Origin of the sequence: Luteibacter sp. 3190 (assembly GCF_031456385.1) — a bacterium.
Lineage (GTDB): Bacteria > Pseudomonadota > Gammaproteobacteria > Xanthomonadales > Rhodanobacteraceae > Luteibacter.
The window spans coordinates 1100480-1116588 of record NZ_JAVDUO010000001.1 but is presented as its reverse complement, the minus strand read 5'-3'; the positions used below and the strand labels follow the sequence as shown (position 1 = coordinate 1116588).

Annotated in this window: 5 protein-coding genes; 1 reads left to right on the top strand and 4 read right to left on the bottom strand. The window is 63.8% G+C overall.

Features of this window, described 5'->3' with window-relative positions; all coding sequences use genetic code 11:
- Window positions 1-376 precede the first annotated feature (376 nt).
- On the top strand, window positions 377-8755 hold the full coding sequence (locus J2X58_RS05060) for a glucoamylase family protein (RefSeq protein ID WP_310046764.1): 8379 nt from the start codon (window positions 377-379) through the stop codon (window positions 8753-8755).
- Window positions 8756-9405: 650 nt separating this feature from the next.
- Here the strand turns inward: J2X58_RS05060 and J2X58_RS05055 are convergent.
- From J2X58_RS05055 to J2X58_RS05040, 4 genes are all read right to left on the bottom strand, one after another.
- Window positions 9406-12363, bottom strand: coding sequence for an AAA family ATPase (locus tag J2X58_RS05055; protein WP_310046763.1), 2958 nt, complete (start codon window positions 12361-12363; stop codon window positions 9406-9408).
- The gene (locus tag J2X58_RS05050; RefSeq protein WP_310046761.1) at window positions 12360-12962 is read right to left on the bottom strand and encodes an ABC-three component system middle component 1; all 603 of its coding nucleotides are present in this window, start codon (window positions 12960-12962) and stop codon (window positions 12360-12362) included. The genes J2X58_RS05055 and J2X58_RS05050 overlap by 4 nt, the downstream gene beginning before the upstream one ends.
- A 1-nt stretch (window position 12963) precedes the next feature.
- Window positions 12964-14829, bottom strand: coding sequence for an ABC-three component system protein (locus J2X58_RS05045; RefSeq protein ID WP_310046759.1), 1866 nt, complete (start codon window positions 14827-14829; stop codon window positions 12964-12966).
- Between the two features lie 123 nt (window positions 14830-14952).
- Window positions 14953-16056 (bottom strand): site-specific integrase, encoded by a 1104-nt coding sequence (locus tag J2X58_RS05040; protein WP_310046758.1) that lies wholly within the window; start codon window positions 16054-16056, stop codon window positions 14953-14955.
- Window positions 16057-16109: the final 53 nt, after the last annotated feature.

The window sequence follows — 16109 nt, the reverse complement described above, 5'->3', positions numbered from 1 at the left end:
GCACCGGCTCGCGGTTGATCCTTCGGCGATGTTGGCGCAGTCGGCGTGACGGTGATCGTAGTTTGGTGTTCCCGGGCGGTTAGGAGACCGGAACCGATCCGAAGGCATCGGCTACCCACCGCGACGTGACCCTCGCGCTGCCGTAACGCAACGAGGGGGAGACTGCTGGTTCCGGGCGCTCGTCACCCCCTCGCAGGATAAAGACCATGGATCTCCTCGCACCACGTTTGGCGGGGACCTGATCCTGCTCGGCGCTCGCCGGCGACGCACTTCCGCGCGCATTGAGCGTGAGCCTGTCATACGCGCGGAGCTCTTCAACGCGGATCAGCTGGAAGCTCACGGACCCATCCTTGCCGCCCGTCACCGGGTCGCGCCGATGCATGCGCCCGAATGGCTGTTGCCACGACTCGCGAATAACGAACTGACGATCCTGGATGCCTGCCGCGGCCTCATGGCGGCGAGTGAGCGGGGTGAAGCGACCACGCCGGCCGGCGAGTGGCTGCTGGATAACCTGTACCTCATCGAGGAGCAGATCCGGACGGCGAAGAGGGATTTCCCGAATGGTTACAGCCGCGAGCTGGTGCAGCTTGACGACGGGGCCTCGAAAGGCCTGCCACGTGCATATGACATCGCACTGGAGGTCATCGCCCACGGGGATGGACGCATCGACGAGGTGGGCCTTACCCGTTTCCTCACGTCCTATCAGTCCGTCGCGCCGCTGAATCTTGGCGAGCTATGGGCGGTGCCCATCATGCTGCGCATCGCACTGATCGAGAACCTGCGCCGCATCGCCGTACGCGTCACGCTGGACCGCGCGGGCCGCAGGCGGGCGACGCGGTGGGCCAACGCGATGACCCGGATGGCGGCGGAAGACGCGAAGAATGTCGTGCTCGTCGTTGCGGACATGGCGCGCTCGTCGCCGGTCATGAGCGCCCCTTTCGTCGCTGAGCTCGTCCGGCGCCTGCAAGGCCAGGGCCCGGCGCTGGCCATGCCGTTGGGCTGGGTTGAACAGCGGCTCGCCGAATCGGGCCACAGCATCGACTATCTCGTCCAGGTGGAGTCCCAGCAGCAAGCTGGGCAACAGGTGTCGATAGGCAACAGCATCGGCAGCCTGCGCATGCTCGCTATGATCGACTGGAAGGTTCTGGTTGAGCGTACCAGCTTGGTGGAGGCCACCCTGCGCGCTGACCCCGCCGGCGTTTACGCGCGGATGGACTTCGCCAGCCGTGACGATTACCGGCACCAGATCGAGCGCCTCGCACGCAAGGGCAAGCTCGACGAGCTCCATGTTGCGCGCGCCGTGCTCGAAGCAAGCCTGGCTGCGGAAGGCCTTTCCCGTCACGTCGGTTATCACCTCGAGGGCGATGGATTGCCGGCGCTGAAACAGCAGCTTGGCCTCCCCGGTTACCGAAAGGGCCGCGTTGCGCCGGCGCCCAGGCCGCCATTCGGCCTGTCGATGGCGGTGCTCGTCACGGTAACGTTCGCCCTCACCGTCGCCCTGATGGGCGCAGGCATGCTCGCGAACCTGGGTACGGGGATGGTCGTGGCGCTGGCGGTGGCCGCGACGCTGCTGGCGAGTCAGTTCGCGCTTGGGCTGCTCAACCTGGCGACGTCCCTGTTGACGCGCCCCGACCGCATTGCGCGCATGGATTACAGCGAGGGCATCCCGCCTGAAGCCAGTTCCCTGGTCGTCGTGCCGACGCTGCTGGGTGAGCTGGGCGATGTGGATGAGTTGATCGACGCGCTGGAGATCCGGTTCCTCGCAAACCGCGACGACGCGCTGCACTTTGCGCTGCTGACCGATTTCACGGACGCCGTATCCTCGACGTTACCGGGTGATACGGCGATGCTCCAGTACGCCCTTGAACGTGTGAACGCCCTCAATGCGAAGTATGCCAGCGGCGAAACGGATCGCTTTTTCCTGCTTCACCGGCCGCGGGAGTGGAGCGACACCGAACAGCTGTGGATCGGCGGCGACCGCAAGCGCGGCAAGCTGGCGGCACTCAATGCCTTGTTGCGAGGGCAGGGAAGGGAACACTTCCAGCTCATCGTGGGGCGCTTCGAGGATCTGCCGCCCATCCGATACGTCATCACGCTCGATACCGACACCCATCTGCCACGGGACACGGCCCATCTGCTGGTCGGTGCGATGGATCATCCCCTGAACCGGCCGGCCTTCGATGCTGCCGCCCACGTCGTCACGTCGGGCTACGGCATCATGCAGCCGCGTGTCGGCATCGCGCTGCCGGCCCAAGCGCCCTCACTTCATGCACGTCTTTATGGTGCCGATGCTGGGGTGGATCCGTACACCCGCGCCACCTCCGACGTGTACCAGGATCTCTTCCACGAGGGGTCCTTCATCGGCAAGGGAATCTACGATGTCGACGCCTTCGAGCACGCCATGGCCGGGCGCTTCAAGCCCGAGCGCGTGCTCAGCCATGACCTGATCGAAGGCTGCGTCGCGCGTTCCGCGCTGCTCAGCGATGTGCTCGTGTTCGAAGCCATGCCCGACCGCTACATCGATGAGAGCCAGCGGCGGCACCGGTGGATGCGTGGTGACTGGCAATTGCTGCCGTGGCTCATGCCGGTGGTTCCGGGGGCCGACGGTTGGCGGCGTAACGACCTGAGCGGCCTGTCCCGCTGGAAGATCTTCGATAACCTGCGCCGCAGTGTCGTTCCTGCCGCGACCCTGTTCCTGTTGATCGTGGGCTGGCTTGCGATCGCGCCCGTCGTGACGTGGACGCTGGCGGTGCTCTCCATGGCGCTGCTGCCGATCCTGTTGCAGGCAACCCTTGATGCGGTTCGCAAGCCGCGCGATATCGGCTGGCGGCAGCAGGCGCACGTCGCGCTCACTGCGCTGGGCAACCATGTGGCCCGCCTCGTGCTGGCGATCGCCTCCCTGCCACACGATGCGCACTCGGGGCTGGATGCGATGCTCCGGTCGGTCTGGCGTGTCGCAATCAGTCGGCGGCACTTGCTTGAATGGCGCTCATCGAGCGCCGTGGCGAAGCTGGGGCGCAACCATCGCGGCGTGCCGTGGGCAGCCTTGTGGGTCGGCCCTGCGGCCACCGTGGTCGTGGTAGTGGCTCTTGTCGTTTTGCGACCATCGGCCCTGGCCGTGGCGCTACCCTGGTTGCTGCTGTGGGCCCTGTCGCCACTGATCGCGTGGTGGGTCAGCCGGTCGCCCTCGAGTCGGCGCTACGTACCTAGCGCGTACGACCTCGCGTTCCTGCGCCAACTGGCGCGCCGCACCTGGGCATTCTTCGAGGTGCACGGCGGGCCCGACGACCACTGGCTGCCACCCGACAACCTGCAGATGGTGCCGCAGCCGCATGTGGCGCGACGCACATCGCCCACCAATATCGGGCTCGGGTTACTGGCGGGATTGGCCGCCTACGATTTCGGCTACCTGGGCGCCGGCCGCGTCCTCGAGCGCACCGCGGCCACGCTGGCGACCCTTGGTTTGCTCGAACGCTACCGTGGCCACTTCCTCAACTGGTACGACACCGAGACGCTCCAGCCGCTGCATCCCCGCTATGTCTCGAGTGTCGATAGCGGCAACCTTGCCGGTCACCTGATCACGCTGCAACGCGGGCTCCTGGGCCTGTCGGAGCAACCCGTGTTCCGTCGCGAATCCATCGACGGCCTGCGCGATACGCTGGCCGTCCTCGATGCTGCATTGTCGCTCGCGAGCCCGCCTGAACTCCGCGCTTGGTCCAGCGTGCTGACCACGGCCACGGATGCACCGCCGGCGTCGATGAGCGAAGTGCTGGCGTTCGCGCTGGAGCAGCAAGCCCGGGCCGGGGCACTGCACAGCTCGCTTTCGGGCGTGCCGTCTGACGACGCTGCCTTCTGGCTGGAACGGCTGGCCGGGCAGTGTGATGACCTGGTGGCAGAGGCCACGTGGTGGAACGGCAATGCCGTGGGTAGCCCGTCGATTCCATCGCTCACGCAGCTGGCCATGGAAACGGACAGCGTTCGCGGCGAACGGGCTCGGTCGCAGCTTCGCCTGCTTGAAGAAGCCGCGGCACTAGCGGGCAGCTTTGCCGTGATGGACCAGGCGTTCATGTACGACGAGCACCGGCGCCTGTTCTCCATCGGTTACGACCTCGAACGGCATGCGCTGGATGTGTCCTTCTATGACCTGCTTGCCTCCGAATCGCGCCTGACCACGTTCGTGGCGATTGCGCAGGGGCAGGTACCGCAGGCGAGCTGGTTCTCGCTCGGCCGCCTGCTGACGACGGCGGAAGGTTTGCCCGTGCTGCTCTCGTGGACGGGCTCGATGTTCGAGTACCTGATGCCGGTGCTGGTCATGCCGACGTACGAGGGAAGCCTGCTCGACGAGACCATGCGAAATGCCGTCGCGCGACAGATTGAGTACGGCAGGCAGCGCGGCGTGCCATGGGGTGTCTCGGAATCCGGATATAACGCCGTCGATGCGAGGATGACCTATCAGTATCGCGCCTTCGGTGTTCCGGGCCTGGGCCTGAAGCGAGGCCTGGGCGACGATCTGGTCGTTGCGCCGTACGCCACCGTGCTCGCGTTGATGGTTTCCCCCGCGGCGGCCACCACGAATCTCTGGCGCCTGAGCGACGCGGGCATGGCTGGCCGTTACGGCCTGTACGAGGCGGTCGACTACACGCCATCGCGCCTGCGTCCGGGCCAGGAGGCGGCGGTCGTGCAGTCGTACATGTCGCATCACCAGGGTATGTCACTGCTTTCGATTGCGCACGCCTTGCTTGACCAGCCGATGCGACGCCGGTTCGAGTCGGATCCGAACGTGATGGCCACGAGCCTTTTGCTGCAGGAGCGGGTGCCGTTCTCGTCCAGCGAATACCTCAAGCACACGGGCATCGGCGACAGCGTGCAGCAGGCGGTCGCTCCCGAGACGCGTTTGCGCCTGTTTACGGACCCGAATCGTCCGCGACCGGCCGTGCAGTTACTGTCCAATGGTCGCTACCACGTCATGGTGAGCAGCGCGGGTGGCGGGTACAGCCGGCGTGACACCATGGCCGTGACGCGCTGGCGTGAGGACATCACCCGCGATCACCACGGCATGTTCTGCTACCTGCGCGACCCCTCCAACGACGAGGTCTGGAGCACGGCCTACCAGCCCGTGATGCGCGAGTCGGAACGCTTCGAAGCAATCTTCGCCGAGTCCCGGGCGGAGTTCCGCGTGCGCCAACGTGGCTTTGAAACGCACACGGAGATCGTGGTCTCGCCTGAGGACGATATCGAGCTTCGCCGTACGCGTATCACCAATCGGCACAAGACGCGGCGCACCGTGGAGCTGACCAGCTACGCCGAGGTGGTGCTTGCCGATCCCGCCAGCGACACCGCACACCCCGCCTTCAGCAAGCTGTTCGTCACCACCGAGATCGTGCCTTCGGTGCAGGCGCTGCTATGCACGCGCCGCGGCCGTTCCTCGGCGGAGAAGCCGCCGTGGATGTGCCACCTGGTTGCTGTGCACGATGCCGATATCGATGAAATCTCCTACGAAACCGACCGGGCCCAGTTCATCGGCCGTGGCCGCAGCGCGGCTGACCCCGTCGCGCTTGCTCCGAGGACGCGTCAGTTGTCCGGCACCGCAGGCCCCGTCCTGGATCCGGTGGTGGCCATTCGCGTACGCATCACGCTTGAACCCGAACAGACGGCGACCCTCGATTTCGTGACGGGCATAGGCGACGAGCGCAGCCATTGCATGCGGCTCATCGAGAAATACCGCGACCGGCATCTCTGCGACCGCGTGTTCGACCTTGCATGGACCCATAGCCAGGTGACGTTGCGCCAGGCCAATGCCACGCTCGCCGATGCGCAGCTGTTCGAGCACATGGCCACGTCCATCATCTACGCGAACGCAGCGATGCGCGCGGAGCCCTCACTGATCGCCGCGAACACGCGAGGACAGTCGGGCCTTTGGGGACAAGCGGTCTCAGGCGACCTTCCTATCGTGCTGCTCCGCATCGGTGATATCGCCCGTCTGGATATTGCGCGTGACCTCATCCGCGCGACCGCCTACTGGCGGCTGCGCGGGCTCGCCGTGGACCTGGTGATCTGGAACGAAGACAGCACGGGTTACCGCCAGGCCTTGCACGATGCCTTGATCGGATTGCTCGCCTCCGGTGCCGAAGCCAGCCTCCTGGATCGCCCGGGCGGTGTGTATATCCGCGCGGCGCAGCCCTTGTCGTACGAAGACCGCCTGGTGATGGAGGCCAGCGCGCGGATCGTGGTGGTGGATACGCTGGGTTCGCTGCAGGAGCAAATGGAGCGCCATCGCATGGGGCTACGGCCGCCGGTCGCCGCCCCGGCGGGCTGGATGCCCAGCATGCCTCCGCCCGCGCTGCCTTCGGCGCAGGCCAGCGGTGCGTTCTCCGCCGACGGCACGGAATACGTGATCACGCAGGAGCAGGGCGCTGCTACACCCGCACCCTGGTGCAACGTCCTGGCCAATGCGGGATTCGGCAGCGTCATCTCGGAAAGCGGCAGCGCGTATACCTGGGCTGGAAACGCCCACGGCTGCCGGCTCACGCCGTGGCAGAACGATCCCGTGGAGGATGCCTGTGGCGAGGCGCTCTACCTGCGCGACGAGGCGACAGGCCACGCCTGGTCGCCCTCGGCCTTGCCCATGCGTGGGGAGGGCACGTACACGACCCGCCATGGGTTCGGCTACACGGTGTTCGAACATACGGAGCACCACGTGGCCACGCGGCTGGAAGTGTTCGTCGCTCACGACGCACCCGTCAGGTTCCAGGTGCTCAGCATCACCAATCACGGTCCCGACGCCATCTTGCTCACCGCGACAGCGTACGTGGAGTGGGTGCTGGGCGATATTCGCGAGAAGAATGCGATGCACGTGGTGACCGATATCGACCCGACGACGGGCGCGCTGTTCGCGCGCAACGCGTATAACGGCGATTTCCCCGGCCGCATCGCTTTCTTCGACGTGGGCGATGCGGATCGCGAGATGGGCGGCGACCGCGGCGACTTCCTGGGACGCAATGGTCGTGCATCGTCGCCGCTGGCCCTGCGCCGGCAGGGCTGGAGTAACCGGGTCGGGGCAGGGCTGGACCCGTGCGGCGCGTTGCGCGTGAGCATCCCCCTGGCCCCCGGTGAGTCGCGTGACGTGGTCTTCCGCCTGGGCATGGGCGCGAGCGAGGACGAGGCCCGTGACCTCGTGCAGCGGTACCGCCAGGACGGCGCCGCGGCGCGTGAGCTTGTCGACGTGCGTGCGCAATGGCGTGACCTGCTCGGCGCAGTACAGGTGCAGAGCCCAGAGCCGGCCGTCGATGTCTTCGCCAACGGCTGGCTTCTCTACCAGACGATCGCGAGCAGGATGTGGGCGCGCAGCGGGTATTACCAGTCCGGTGGGGCAATCGGTTTCCGCGACCAGTTGCAGGACTCCATGGCCGCCCAGCATGCCGCGCCCGCCATGGCGAGGGCGCAACTGCTGATTTGTGCTTCGCGCCAGTTCGTCGAAGGCGATGTGCAGCACTGGTGGCACCCACCGTCTGGACGGGGCGTGCGCACCGCATGCTCGGACGATTTCCTCTGGCTGCCCCTCGCGACGAGTCGGTATGTCATGGCCAGCAGTGATACCGCCGTGCTCGAAGAGTCGATCGAGTACATCGAGGCGCGCGCCCTGCGGCCTGAAGAGGAGTCCTTATACGACCTTCCGCGACCCTCCGGTACCCGCGGAACGCTCTATGAGCACTGCGTCCGGGCCTTGATGCGCTCGATGCCACGCGGAACGCATGGACTGCCGTTGATGGGCAGTGGCGACTGGAACGACGGCATGAACCGGGTGGGCGAGGGCGGGAAGGGGGAAAGTGTCTGGCTGGCCTTCTTCCTTGTCCAAGTCCTTCGGGAATTTGCCCCGATAGCAGCGGCACACGGTGACGATGCGTTCGCCGCGCGCTGCATCGAGGAGGCAAACCGCCTTGTCGCGAACATCGAAGCGCATGCGTGGGATGGCGAGTGGTATCTCCGCGCGTGGTACGACGATGGCACGCCGCTTGGGTCCGCCCGCAATGACGAGTGCCGCATCGATGCCGTGGCGCAAAGCTGGGCGGTGCTTTCGGGTGGGGCTGGTGATGAGCGCGCGAGCCAGGCGATGCGGTCGCTCGATACCCACTTGGTTCGCCCCGATGCGCACCTGATCCAGCTGCTGGATCCGCCCTTTGACTGCACGGCGATGGATCCGGGCTACATCAAGGGTTACCTGCCTGGCGTCCGCGAGAATGGCGGGCAGTACACGCATGCCGCGGTATGGGCGACCATGGCCTTCGCCCGCCTAGGCCAGGCCGAGCATGCATGGGACCTGGCCCGGATGATCCTACCTTCCGGCCACACGGCCGATGCGGCCGCCGTCGGCACCTATAAGGTCGAGCCCTATGTGCTCGCCGCCGACGTGTACGCGGTGCCTCCGCATGTCGGGCGAGGCGGCTGGACGTGGTACACGGGCTCAGCGGGCTGGATGTACCGCCTGCTGCTCGAATCGCTTTTAGGTCTGACGCTCGTCGAGGGGCGCTTGCGCATCGCGCCTTGCGTGCCGGCAAGGTGGGCCGGCTACACCGTCACGTACCGGTACGGCGCGCCAACGTATGTGATCGAGTTGCGCCGGGCTGCTCCGGGCGAAACGGGCTCGTTAACGCTGGACGGTGCGTCGGTTGAGGGCGACAGCATCCCTCTGGCAGATGGTGCTCTCGAGCACTACGTTCAGTGTGTCTACGTGACGCGGGCAACGGAGGCGCGATGACCGACCGTCCTCCCAGCGACCGGGGACCCCCGACACCCCATGAGATTCGCGAAGCCATGCTGCGCGACTACGACCGGGCTGCCGCGACTAAGCCCGAGGCTTGCGCCACGCGGATTCACGATGCGACGGGCAGGGTTCATGCGCTGACGGAAAGCCAGCTGAGGAACCGGAAGACGGCCGAATGGCGGCCCGGGGTGCTTGCACCGCCGATGTAGCCTCGCGCACCTTTGCCACTTCATGCCTGAGCGGTTCAGCAGGCAAGCAGGTTACCTGTCTTGCTGCTCAAGGAGACGAGTAGGCGGTTAGGAGAGCCGATACGCCCCACTGGCGTTCGCGTAGGCACCTCTGTGGAAAGTGCAGTGGTGAACGAGGGCGCCGTGTCTGCCGTCTCCAGGCATCAGCGATTCCGACCAAGCTAGCGATCTTGGAAATACATTGGCATCAATCATCTCACGTGCTCGGGATCAGGAAAAACGGGCACCAACACCAACCCGGAGCCCTGAAACGATTAGCAAGAGTTATCGGGGGTAGAGGAGGGAGAAGTTCTGTGGACGGGCTCAACTCTTCTCGGATTAGCTTTGCCCCAACGCAGGGCAGGAACCGTCTACCTAAAAAAAGCACCCACCACCGAGGACGGGGCGCAATTTGTCCTATTTGCCAGCGATCGCTGTAACCCCTTTGGCTGTAGGAGTCAGCGTCCAAAGCCTGGAAGGTATGCCGTCGTTTTGTAGCTTCCTCATGAGGAAGCGCGCTTGTAGCGCGTCATGCGTAGCCACAACGATCTGGAACCCTTGGTCCACGATGTAGTCTCTCAAGACATCGAATACGGATGCAGCATGTACCAAATCGTGATGCTGAGTTGGGTCATCCAAGAGCAGGGCGCGCCAAGAGCACCAGTGGTGACGGACAGCCATTGAAAGAAGGAAGGTGAGTTGCAGGTCTGTCATCTGTGCTTCGCTTGCAATCGACGGAACCGGTACCGACGTGCCATGCAGAGGCACGAGGACAGATGCGTGCTCCTTCTTGTAGTGACTGTAGAAGTCCAGATCCGTTTGAGCAAAGCGTTGATCGCGAACGATCCGCTTCAACAGGCTGCGCCAGAGTGGCACGACTGCCACCACATGGTCGTGAATGTTACCGATTTCTGTGGAGAGACGGCCGGAAAGTGCCTCGAGCGCACGCGACATTTGAGCGAGGTGGCCGACTGACGCCATACCATCGTCCACGCGCTTGCTCAGCTGCGCCGTGACTTCTGACTCGCTGGTACCGCCTCGACGGCGTTCGAGCATGGATTCTGCCAAACGATTCTGCTCGGCTTTTTGCCACCGGACAATTTCGGTCTCTATCGCCTCAACCTGGCTCGATTGACGCTCAAGAACCTCTCGTTCTGATGTAAGTTGTGCCTCCACTGCTACCGCTACTTCGGCCGACGGGTCGCCCGGCAAGCTAAGCTGCTTCCAAGAGTTCTGGATCGACGCCAATCGCGATTGCGCGTGTGCCACCTGCTGCTCAATCTCGACTGCGCGCGATTCCAACTCACTCAGCTGCCCTTGCTGACGCAAGAGTGTTTCACTATCGCTGTTGTACGCAGCTTGCAGGGCCGCTAAATCGCGATCGATGTCTAGCTGGGCAGTCGACAACTCCTGCAAGCTTGCATTCGCTTCGGCGCCACTTCGTGCCGACGCATAGACGCGCGTCGCATGATCAAGCTGCACACGAGCCTCTGCGGCTGCAAGACGAGCGCCTTCCAATCGCTGACTGGCAACATCCAAAGCCGCTTTTGCCTGTGAAAACTCATCTAGTGGCACCGGAATCGGCGCAGCAGACAATTCATCCGACAACGCACGCTGAGCGGTGCTTAGTTGCGCCGCGCGATCGCCGATGGCTTGGCGGGCCGAGGCAACAGTGTCGGCCGCGACGAGGCGATTCGCTCGAATGGCATCAGTCTCGGCCGCAAGAGCTGCGCGCTGGCCCTCGGCCCGCGATACTGCCGTTCGGGCCAACTGGAGTGCAGCTCTGGTCTCGGAGACCAAAGCCTCGGAACGTTTCAATCCTTCGGCGGCGTCTTGAAGTTCTCGTTCGGCAGCTCCTAGTAGCGGATCGATGGCGCTGAGCGACTCATGGACACGCTGCCGCAGCTCTTCCGCGCCATGATGCACTCCGCAAACCGGGCAGTCTTGCCGGTCTGCAGTTAAGTGAATGGCGACCATCGAGACGGCTTGCCGCATTGAGTCAGCGGCGAGTGAGGCGGCCTGCAGCCGACCTCGCGCCTCAGCCTCCAACCTCTCCATCCTGGCATGACTCGCCACGGCGTCTTGATAGGTTGCGCTAGTAACTTGCAGCTGGTCTTGTGCCATCACCAAAGTGCGCTGCGTAGACTCGGCCTCCTTGAGCGCCGCCTCCCAACGCTCGACAAGCTTCCCCGCCTCGCTTAGTTCGTGCCCCGTGCGTGCTAGTAATTGTTGCTTCGAGCGTAGGTTATCGTGCTGCTGATTGACGCGCTCGATCGCTTGGCGACGATCTCGCAAGGTCACAATGGCGGCCTCGGCATCGGCCAGTTCGATTCCCGCCTCTCCTAGCTCTCGCGTGCGCCGGTCCAGCTCACCCTTTGCCTTTGCTTCCTCGGCGAACCTGGCGATTCGTTGAGCAACATCACTGCGGCGCTGCTCAACCTGTCCGATCTGACTCGCACGCTGGGATAAGCCAAGTGAGAGTCGCGCAATCTCTTGCCTCTGCGCGTTTGCACCATTCGCGACCTCAGCAAGGTCCAACTGCAAACGAGACACACGGTCTCGCTCAGCACCGAAGGAGCTCAGCAATCCAGCGACGCTCGATAGGTCTGTGAGCCGCGTATCAATCCGGTCAAGCCTGGCAGAAATGCCCTGCCGCAGGACGTCACGCGCCGTCGCGAGCGACTCCACCCCAGAGAGTGCCGGCAGCTGGATATCTGGCAAAGTCTCAGCGGCCAGGATCAAAAGCTCAGAAAGTTCGGCTCGCGATTTGAGTGGCCTCACAAGCTCTGCGGCCGATGCGTCCCGTTCGCGTAGCAGGTGGTGCCATTCATCGAGTTCAGAAGCTGCCTGGTTGACCCGCTCAGTTGCCTGATTGAGCTGATCACTGAGATACCGCCGCGCCGAACCCAATACCGAATTCGCTTGAGTACCGTCACGACCTATCGGAAGCTTGGCGAGTTGTGAGCCAGCTGCTTTAGCCTCTGCGTGCACAAACCAATCGCGCTCGCGCTGATCGAGTAGGTGCGTCAGCCTTAGCAGGAAGGGCAAGTCGGCCTGATCGGTATTGCCGAAGACCCCTTCGAGAGTTCCGTGGATCTGGATGGGACGATTGCGGTCGATTTGAACGACACGCTCATTTTCCTCAAGGAGCAGCCGGACCTGCGCCTGATCGTTGCCGTCGCGGATAAGCGGCGTCAGGTCATTCTGTAGCCTCGCAACGCTGCCGGTTAGCGCCAGCTCGATCGACTCAAATACTGCAGTCTTACCTGTTCCATTGGGTGCCAGCAGTACTGTTGCGCCTGGACTGAAGTCGATCGTGACCTCAGGGCCAAACCGGCGAATGTTTGAAAGGGTTAGAGTTGTCAACTTGGTCACGGTGCCACTCCCCCCGGCTTCACCACCGATGCAAGCGCGCGGGCGAGATCCGCGCCCGTCTTGCCCGAGAGCAGAATCTCGCGCCAAACGTCGATGTGCCCCTGTGTCCAAGGGTGCTCGTCGGCCAAGCCAGTCAATGCTGCCTGCAATGGATCCCCAATCACCCCCGCACCTGCATCGTGGGAGATCAAGGCAAGAAATGTTCGGTCTAGAAGATCGGCGAAGGACTCGGAATCACGCTGCACAACTTTGCGGCAGAAGCGATCATCGGTCTCAATGCGTGCCGCCTCTTCGTCCGGAATCCCATTGATGAGCAAGAACATGTAGAGATCAGCAGTCTCTGGCTCGGGTAATTGCTCTCGCACGTCCGCGGCCCAGCTGTACAACGCTTGGATCGCCTCAGAGGTGAACTGCACCTCGGCCAACAAAATCGTACGCCAACCCGCAGAACTACCGTTTCTCTGCAGGCGGGAGACACTTGTGCACGCAAACTCTGTGAGCTGGCTAGACGCAGGCATGAGCTCATTGCTTCCGGGTGCGACGGTAAACCGTCCGTACGCACGCGCCTCGATCGCGGCGATCATGGAATCGATTGGCATCTTAAGCTCCCGCGTCAAAGGATTGGATAGCCGTTTGGCGCGCTTCAATGTGACCGCGCCGTTGCGCACGGAAGTGATCACGGACGGACTCCAACGTGCCTTGGCGAAGATGCCGCTGAATGCGTGATCGGGTTACGAGCAACTGTGGTTGGCGCGGCGCGCCCATACTTGTCCCGACGCTCGCGTCGTCGGCGAGTCCTATCTCCAGCACCAATGACGGAGGATCTTCGACGCCAGATAGCACAACCACCGGTGAGGTGTTTGGCCCCAATAGAGCCGCAAGCCCGTCTGAAGACACCTCACGTACGGCACTCGGAGAGCCCGAGGGCCCCGACCAGCGCTTCAATGCAATAGCAGTGACAGCGCCACACTCCGTGAACTCCCTCCAAGAGGAGTCATCGCCACCCACCGCCACGGCAACGAGAAGCATCGTCTCGAAAGCCATTGCTAGCAGGTCGACTGTTTTAGGCCCCACGCGGAGCGCATGAGCGGCGTTTCGCCCCTCGCCAACAGGGTAGAGCATCAGCGCTAGAAGCTGCGCGCGTTCGGCAGGCGCTTGATCCAATGCCTCACGCCAAGCTGTCCACATTACCTCCATCGCTTCAAGCAAAGGCGGATCAGCGACGACGCCTAGGCGATCTTGCATCTTGGCGATGATCTGCTGCCACACAGCATTGTCCATAGCCACACCCAGGGCGCCAGCTTCCTCCCGAGCAGCCACGATGCTCGGCAGGGCACGCTGCGAGCTGGGGTTGAGCTTCTGTGCATCGTCGACCCAAGTGAGGTGGTCTAGGTCGCTCTCGCCGACACCCAGCGTGTGGCCAAGCTCTTGGCTCGCCCGGGCGCGCCATCCAGGCTCCCCAGTCAGTAACCCTTGGCTCCCGCCCTGAAGATGCAGTGCCAGCCGCAGAATGGCGGCTGCTATAGATGGGCTGGACGGATCCTGCTGCGGGCAGCCAGCAGCCACCCGCAGGCGTCGCAGCGCCCCGCTCGGTTGCCAGAGTCCATCGACGACCAGCTGCGCGGCTTCAATCTCGACGCCTTGAATGCCATGTGTTCCCGAGATGCTCCAGCTCGCGCCAGCATGGTCACGTCGGTATTGGGTCCACGTTACGAGATCCGGTCGAGCGAGTGGAAGAAGGTGCCTCAGCACTGGCGGACAGGTGATCGAGGTAACGTCAGCCGATTCGTTGCCGATATACGACAACAGTAATTCCTCAGCCCGCGTCGGATCGGTGAAATGACGCGCCAACAGATTCCGAGTTTTATCGTGCAAATCAGCATCCAAGCCACCCGCTTGGACCGTCACACGTCGCAACGCGGCAAGAATATGCGCCCAGTCGTCAAACCCACACCAACTGGTTAGCCATTCATAGGCGCGCCGAGTTGGACCATCGGTGGCCATCCGCGCCTCCAGGCCGACGACTGTTGTGCCATGCAAGCGACAAACAGTGCACAGGTCCTCTAGGTGCGACACACGCAAGTCACGCTTGATCTCTGAAGCGGGGGTCGGAATCTCAAGAATGAACTTGCGGGAGTCGCCAGCACTGCCGTTACCGGGCCGAGACCAATTGGCTAAGCTGGCGAGCGCATGGTCCAAAGGGGAAAGCGTCCCCGAAGTGCCGGCGCGCTGCGCGGGTCCCGTGCTGAAATCAGTAATCTGACGCTTGATCTGGACATGCTCCAAGACATCGTCTTGGTGCCTCACTACGAAATCGTCCCAGTGGGGAATGCCGCCTTGCTCGCTCCCCATCTCCACGGCGGCCGTTCGCCCTTCGATGAAGCAGTCGAGCATCTGGGCAAGGCGATGCGCAATGACGAGTCGCTCATACGCCCCCAAACGTTCCAGGCGAAATCTTCTAAGCATGCCAAACCCCCTAAACTCCTGCAGCTCCCTATAACGCGCCGTTTCTTGGCTTACTTCAGCGCGCCATACCGGATGCAAGCATATAGACAAGCCGCACACGCTGACAGGTTGATCACGCTGCGACTATCGATCGGGCGGCCTTGGCTCATCAAGTAGTCTGGCCGCCGGATTGTCCGCTGCGCTACCAGATTGAAAATACCCCATCACACTGGACACTGCGCGGTGCTCCGTCATCGCCATGATTGCCGGCAGCGGCACGCCCTGGCGGCTCGCCTCGGTCACGAAGCCCGAGCGCAGGCTGTGCCCACCAAAATCGCCCTCGAGGCCGGCGAGCTTGGCGCGTCGCTGCACGATCTCGCCCACGGCCGCCGGGGACAGGGCAGGGCCCAGGCGGTGTTTCCATAGCCGCCGAAAAATCGCCCCCTCGGTAATCCCGGCGGCGGCCAGCCAGGCCTCCAGGGCCTGGGCCGCGCGATCCAGCACCGGCTTATCGGGCGTCGAGGTGGCGGTCACACCGGCCTGCTGGGTCTTGCTGTGCTCCAGCCGGTAGATGAAGCCCTGCGGCCCGATCCGGCGCAGATCGCGCAGGTTGGCGGCGGCCACTTCGCTGCGCCGACGCCCACCACTGGCAAAGCCGAAGCAGAGCAGGGCGCGGTCGCGCAGGCCTTCGAGACTGTCGTCGCAGGTGGCCAGCATCGCTTCCAGCTCGGCCAAAGTGATAGCCGTCTTCTTGCGGGGCCGTTCGCCGCGCTTGACCGCGGCGCGGGCGGCGCGACTCAGCACGGTCCGAATCGCCGGTTGTTCGCAGGGATTGGTCACGTGTTTGAGGCGATGCGCGGTCGACAGCACCGCGACCCGATGCCGAACCGTCGCCAGTGTCCATGGGCCCAACTTGGCTTTCAGTCCCGCCGCGACCAAGGCCTGATCGACGGCCGGCGGCAGCTCCCAGGCCAGCTCGCCGTCGGCCGACCGGCGCACCACGTGGTCCACCACGAATTGCAGCACGGTGGCTTCGGGCACCGGCAAAGTCAGCTCGACGCCGTAGCGCGCGGCGTGCCAGCCGGCCCAGTAGCGCAGGGCGCTGGCATAGCTACGCGTGGTGTTGGCGGCCGCGGCTTCGGCAAGCAGTTCGCGCACGGCGTCGGCCGCCTGTTGGGCCAGCTGGATCGGCAACGCCAGACTGGAAGCGGGTCGCGCCAAGGTCGGAATCGGTGAAATATCTTTCATACTATGTAATATATACTACTAAAGAAAGCGTCTACCCACGATAATCATCACTT

What these genes read in the sequence shown, in the direction of transcription:
- J2X58_RS05060 (WP_310046764.1), top strand. Translation starts at nt 377, where the DNA reads ATGCATGCGCCCGAATGGCTGTTGCCACGACTCGCGAATAACGAACTG.
- J2X58_RS05050 (WP_310046761.1), bottom strand. Translation starts at nt 12,962, where the DNA reads ATGCCAATCGATTCCATGATCGCCGCGATCGAGGCGCGTGCGTACGGA.
- J2X58_RS05045 (WP_310046759.1), bottom strand. Translation starts at nt 14,829, where the DNA reads ATGCTTAGAAGATTTCGCCTGGAACGTTTGGGGGCGTATGAGCGACTC.
- J2X58_RS05040 (WP_310046758.1), bottom strand. Translation starts at nt 16,056, where the DNA reads ATGAAAGATATTTCACCGATTCCGACCTTGGCGCGACCCGCTTCCAGT.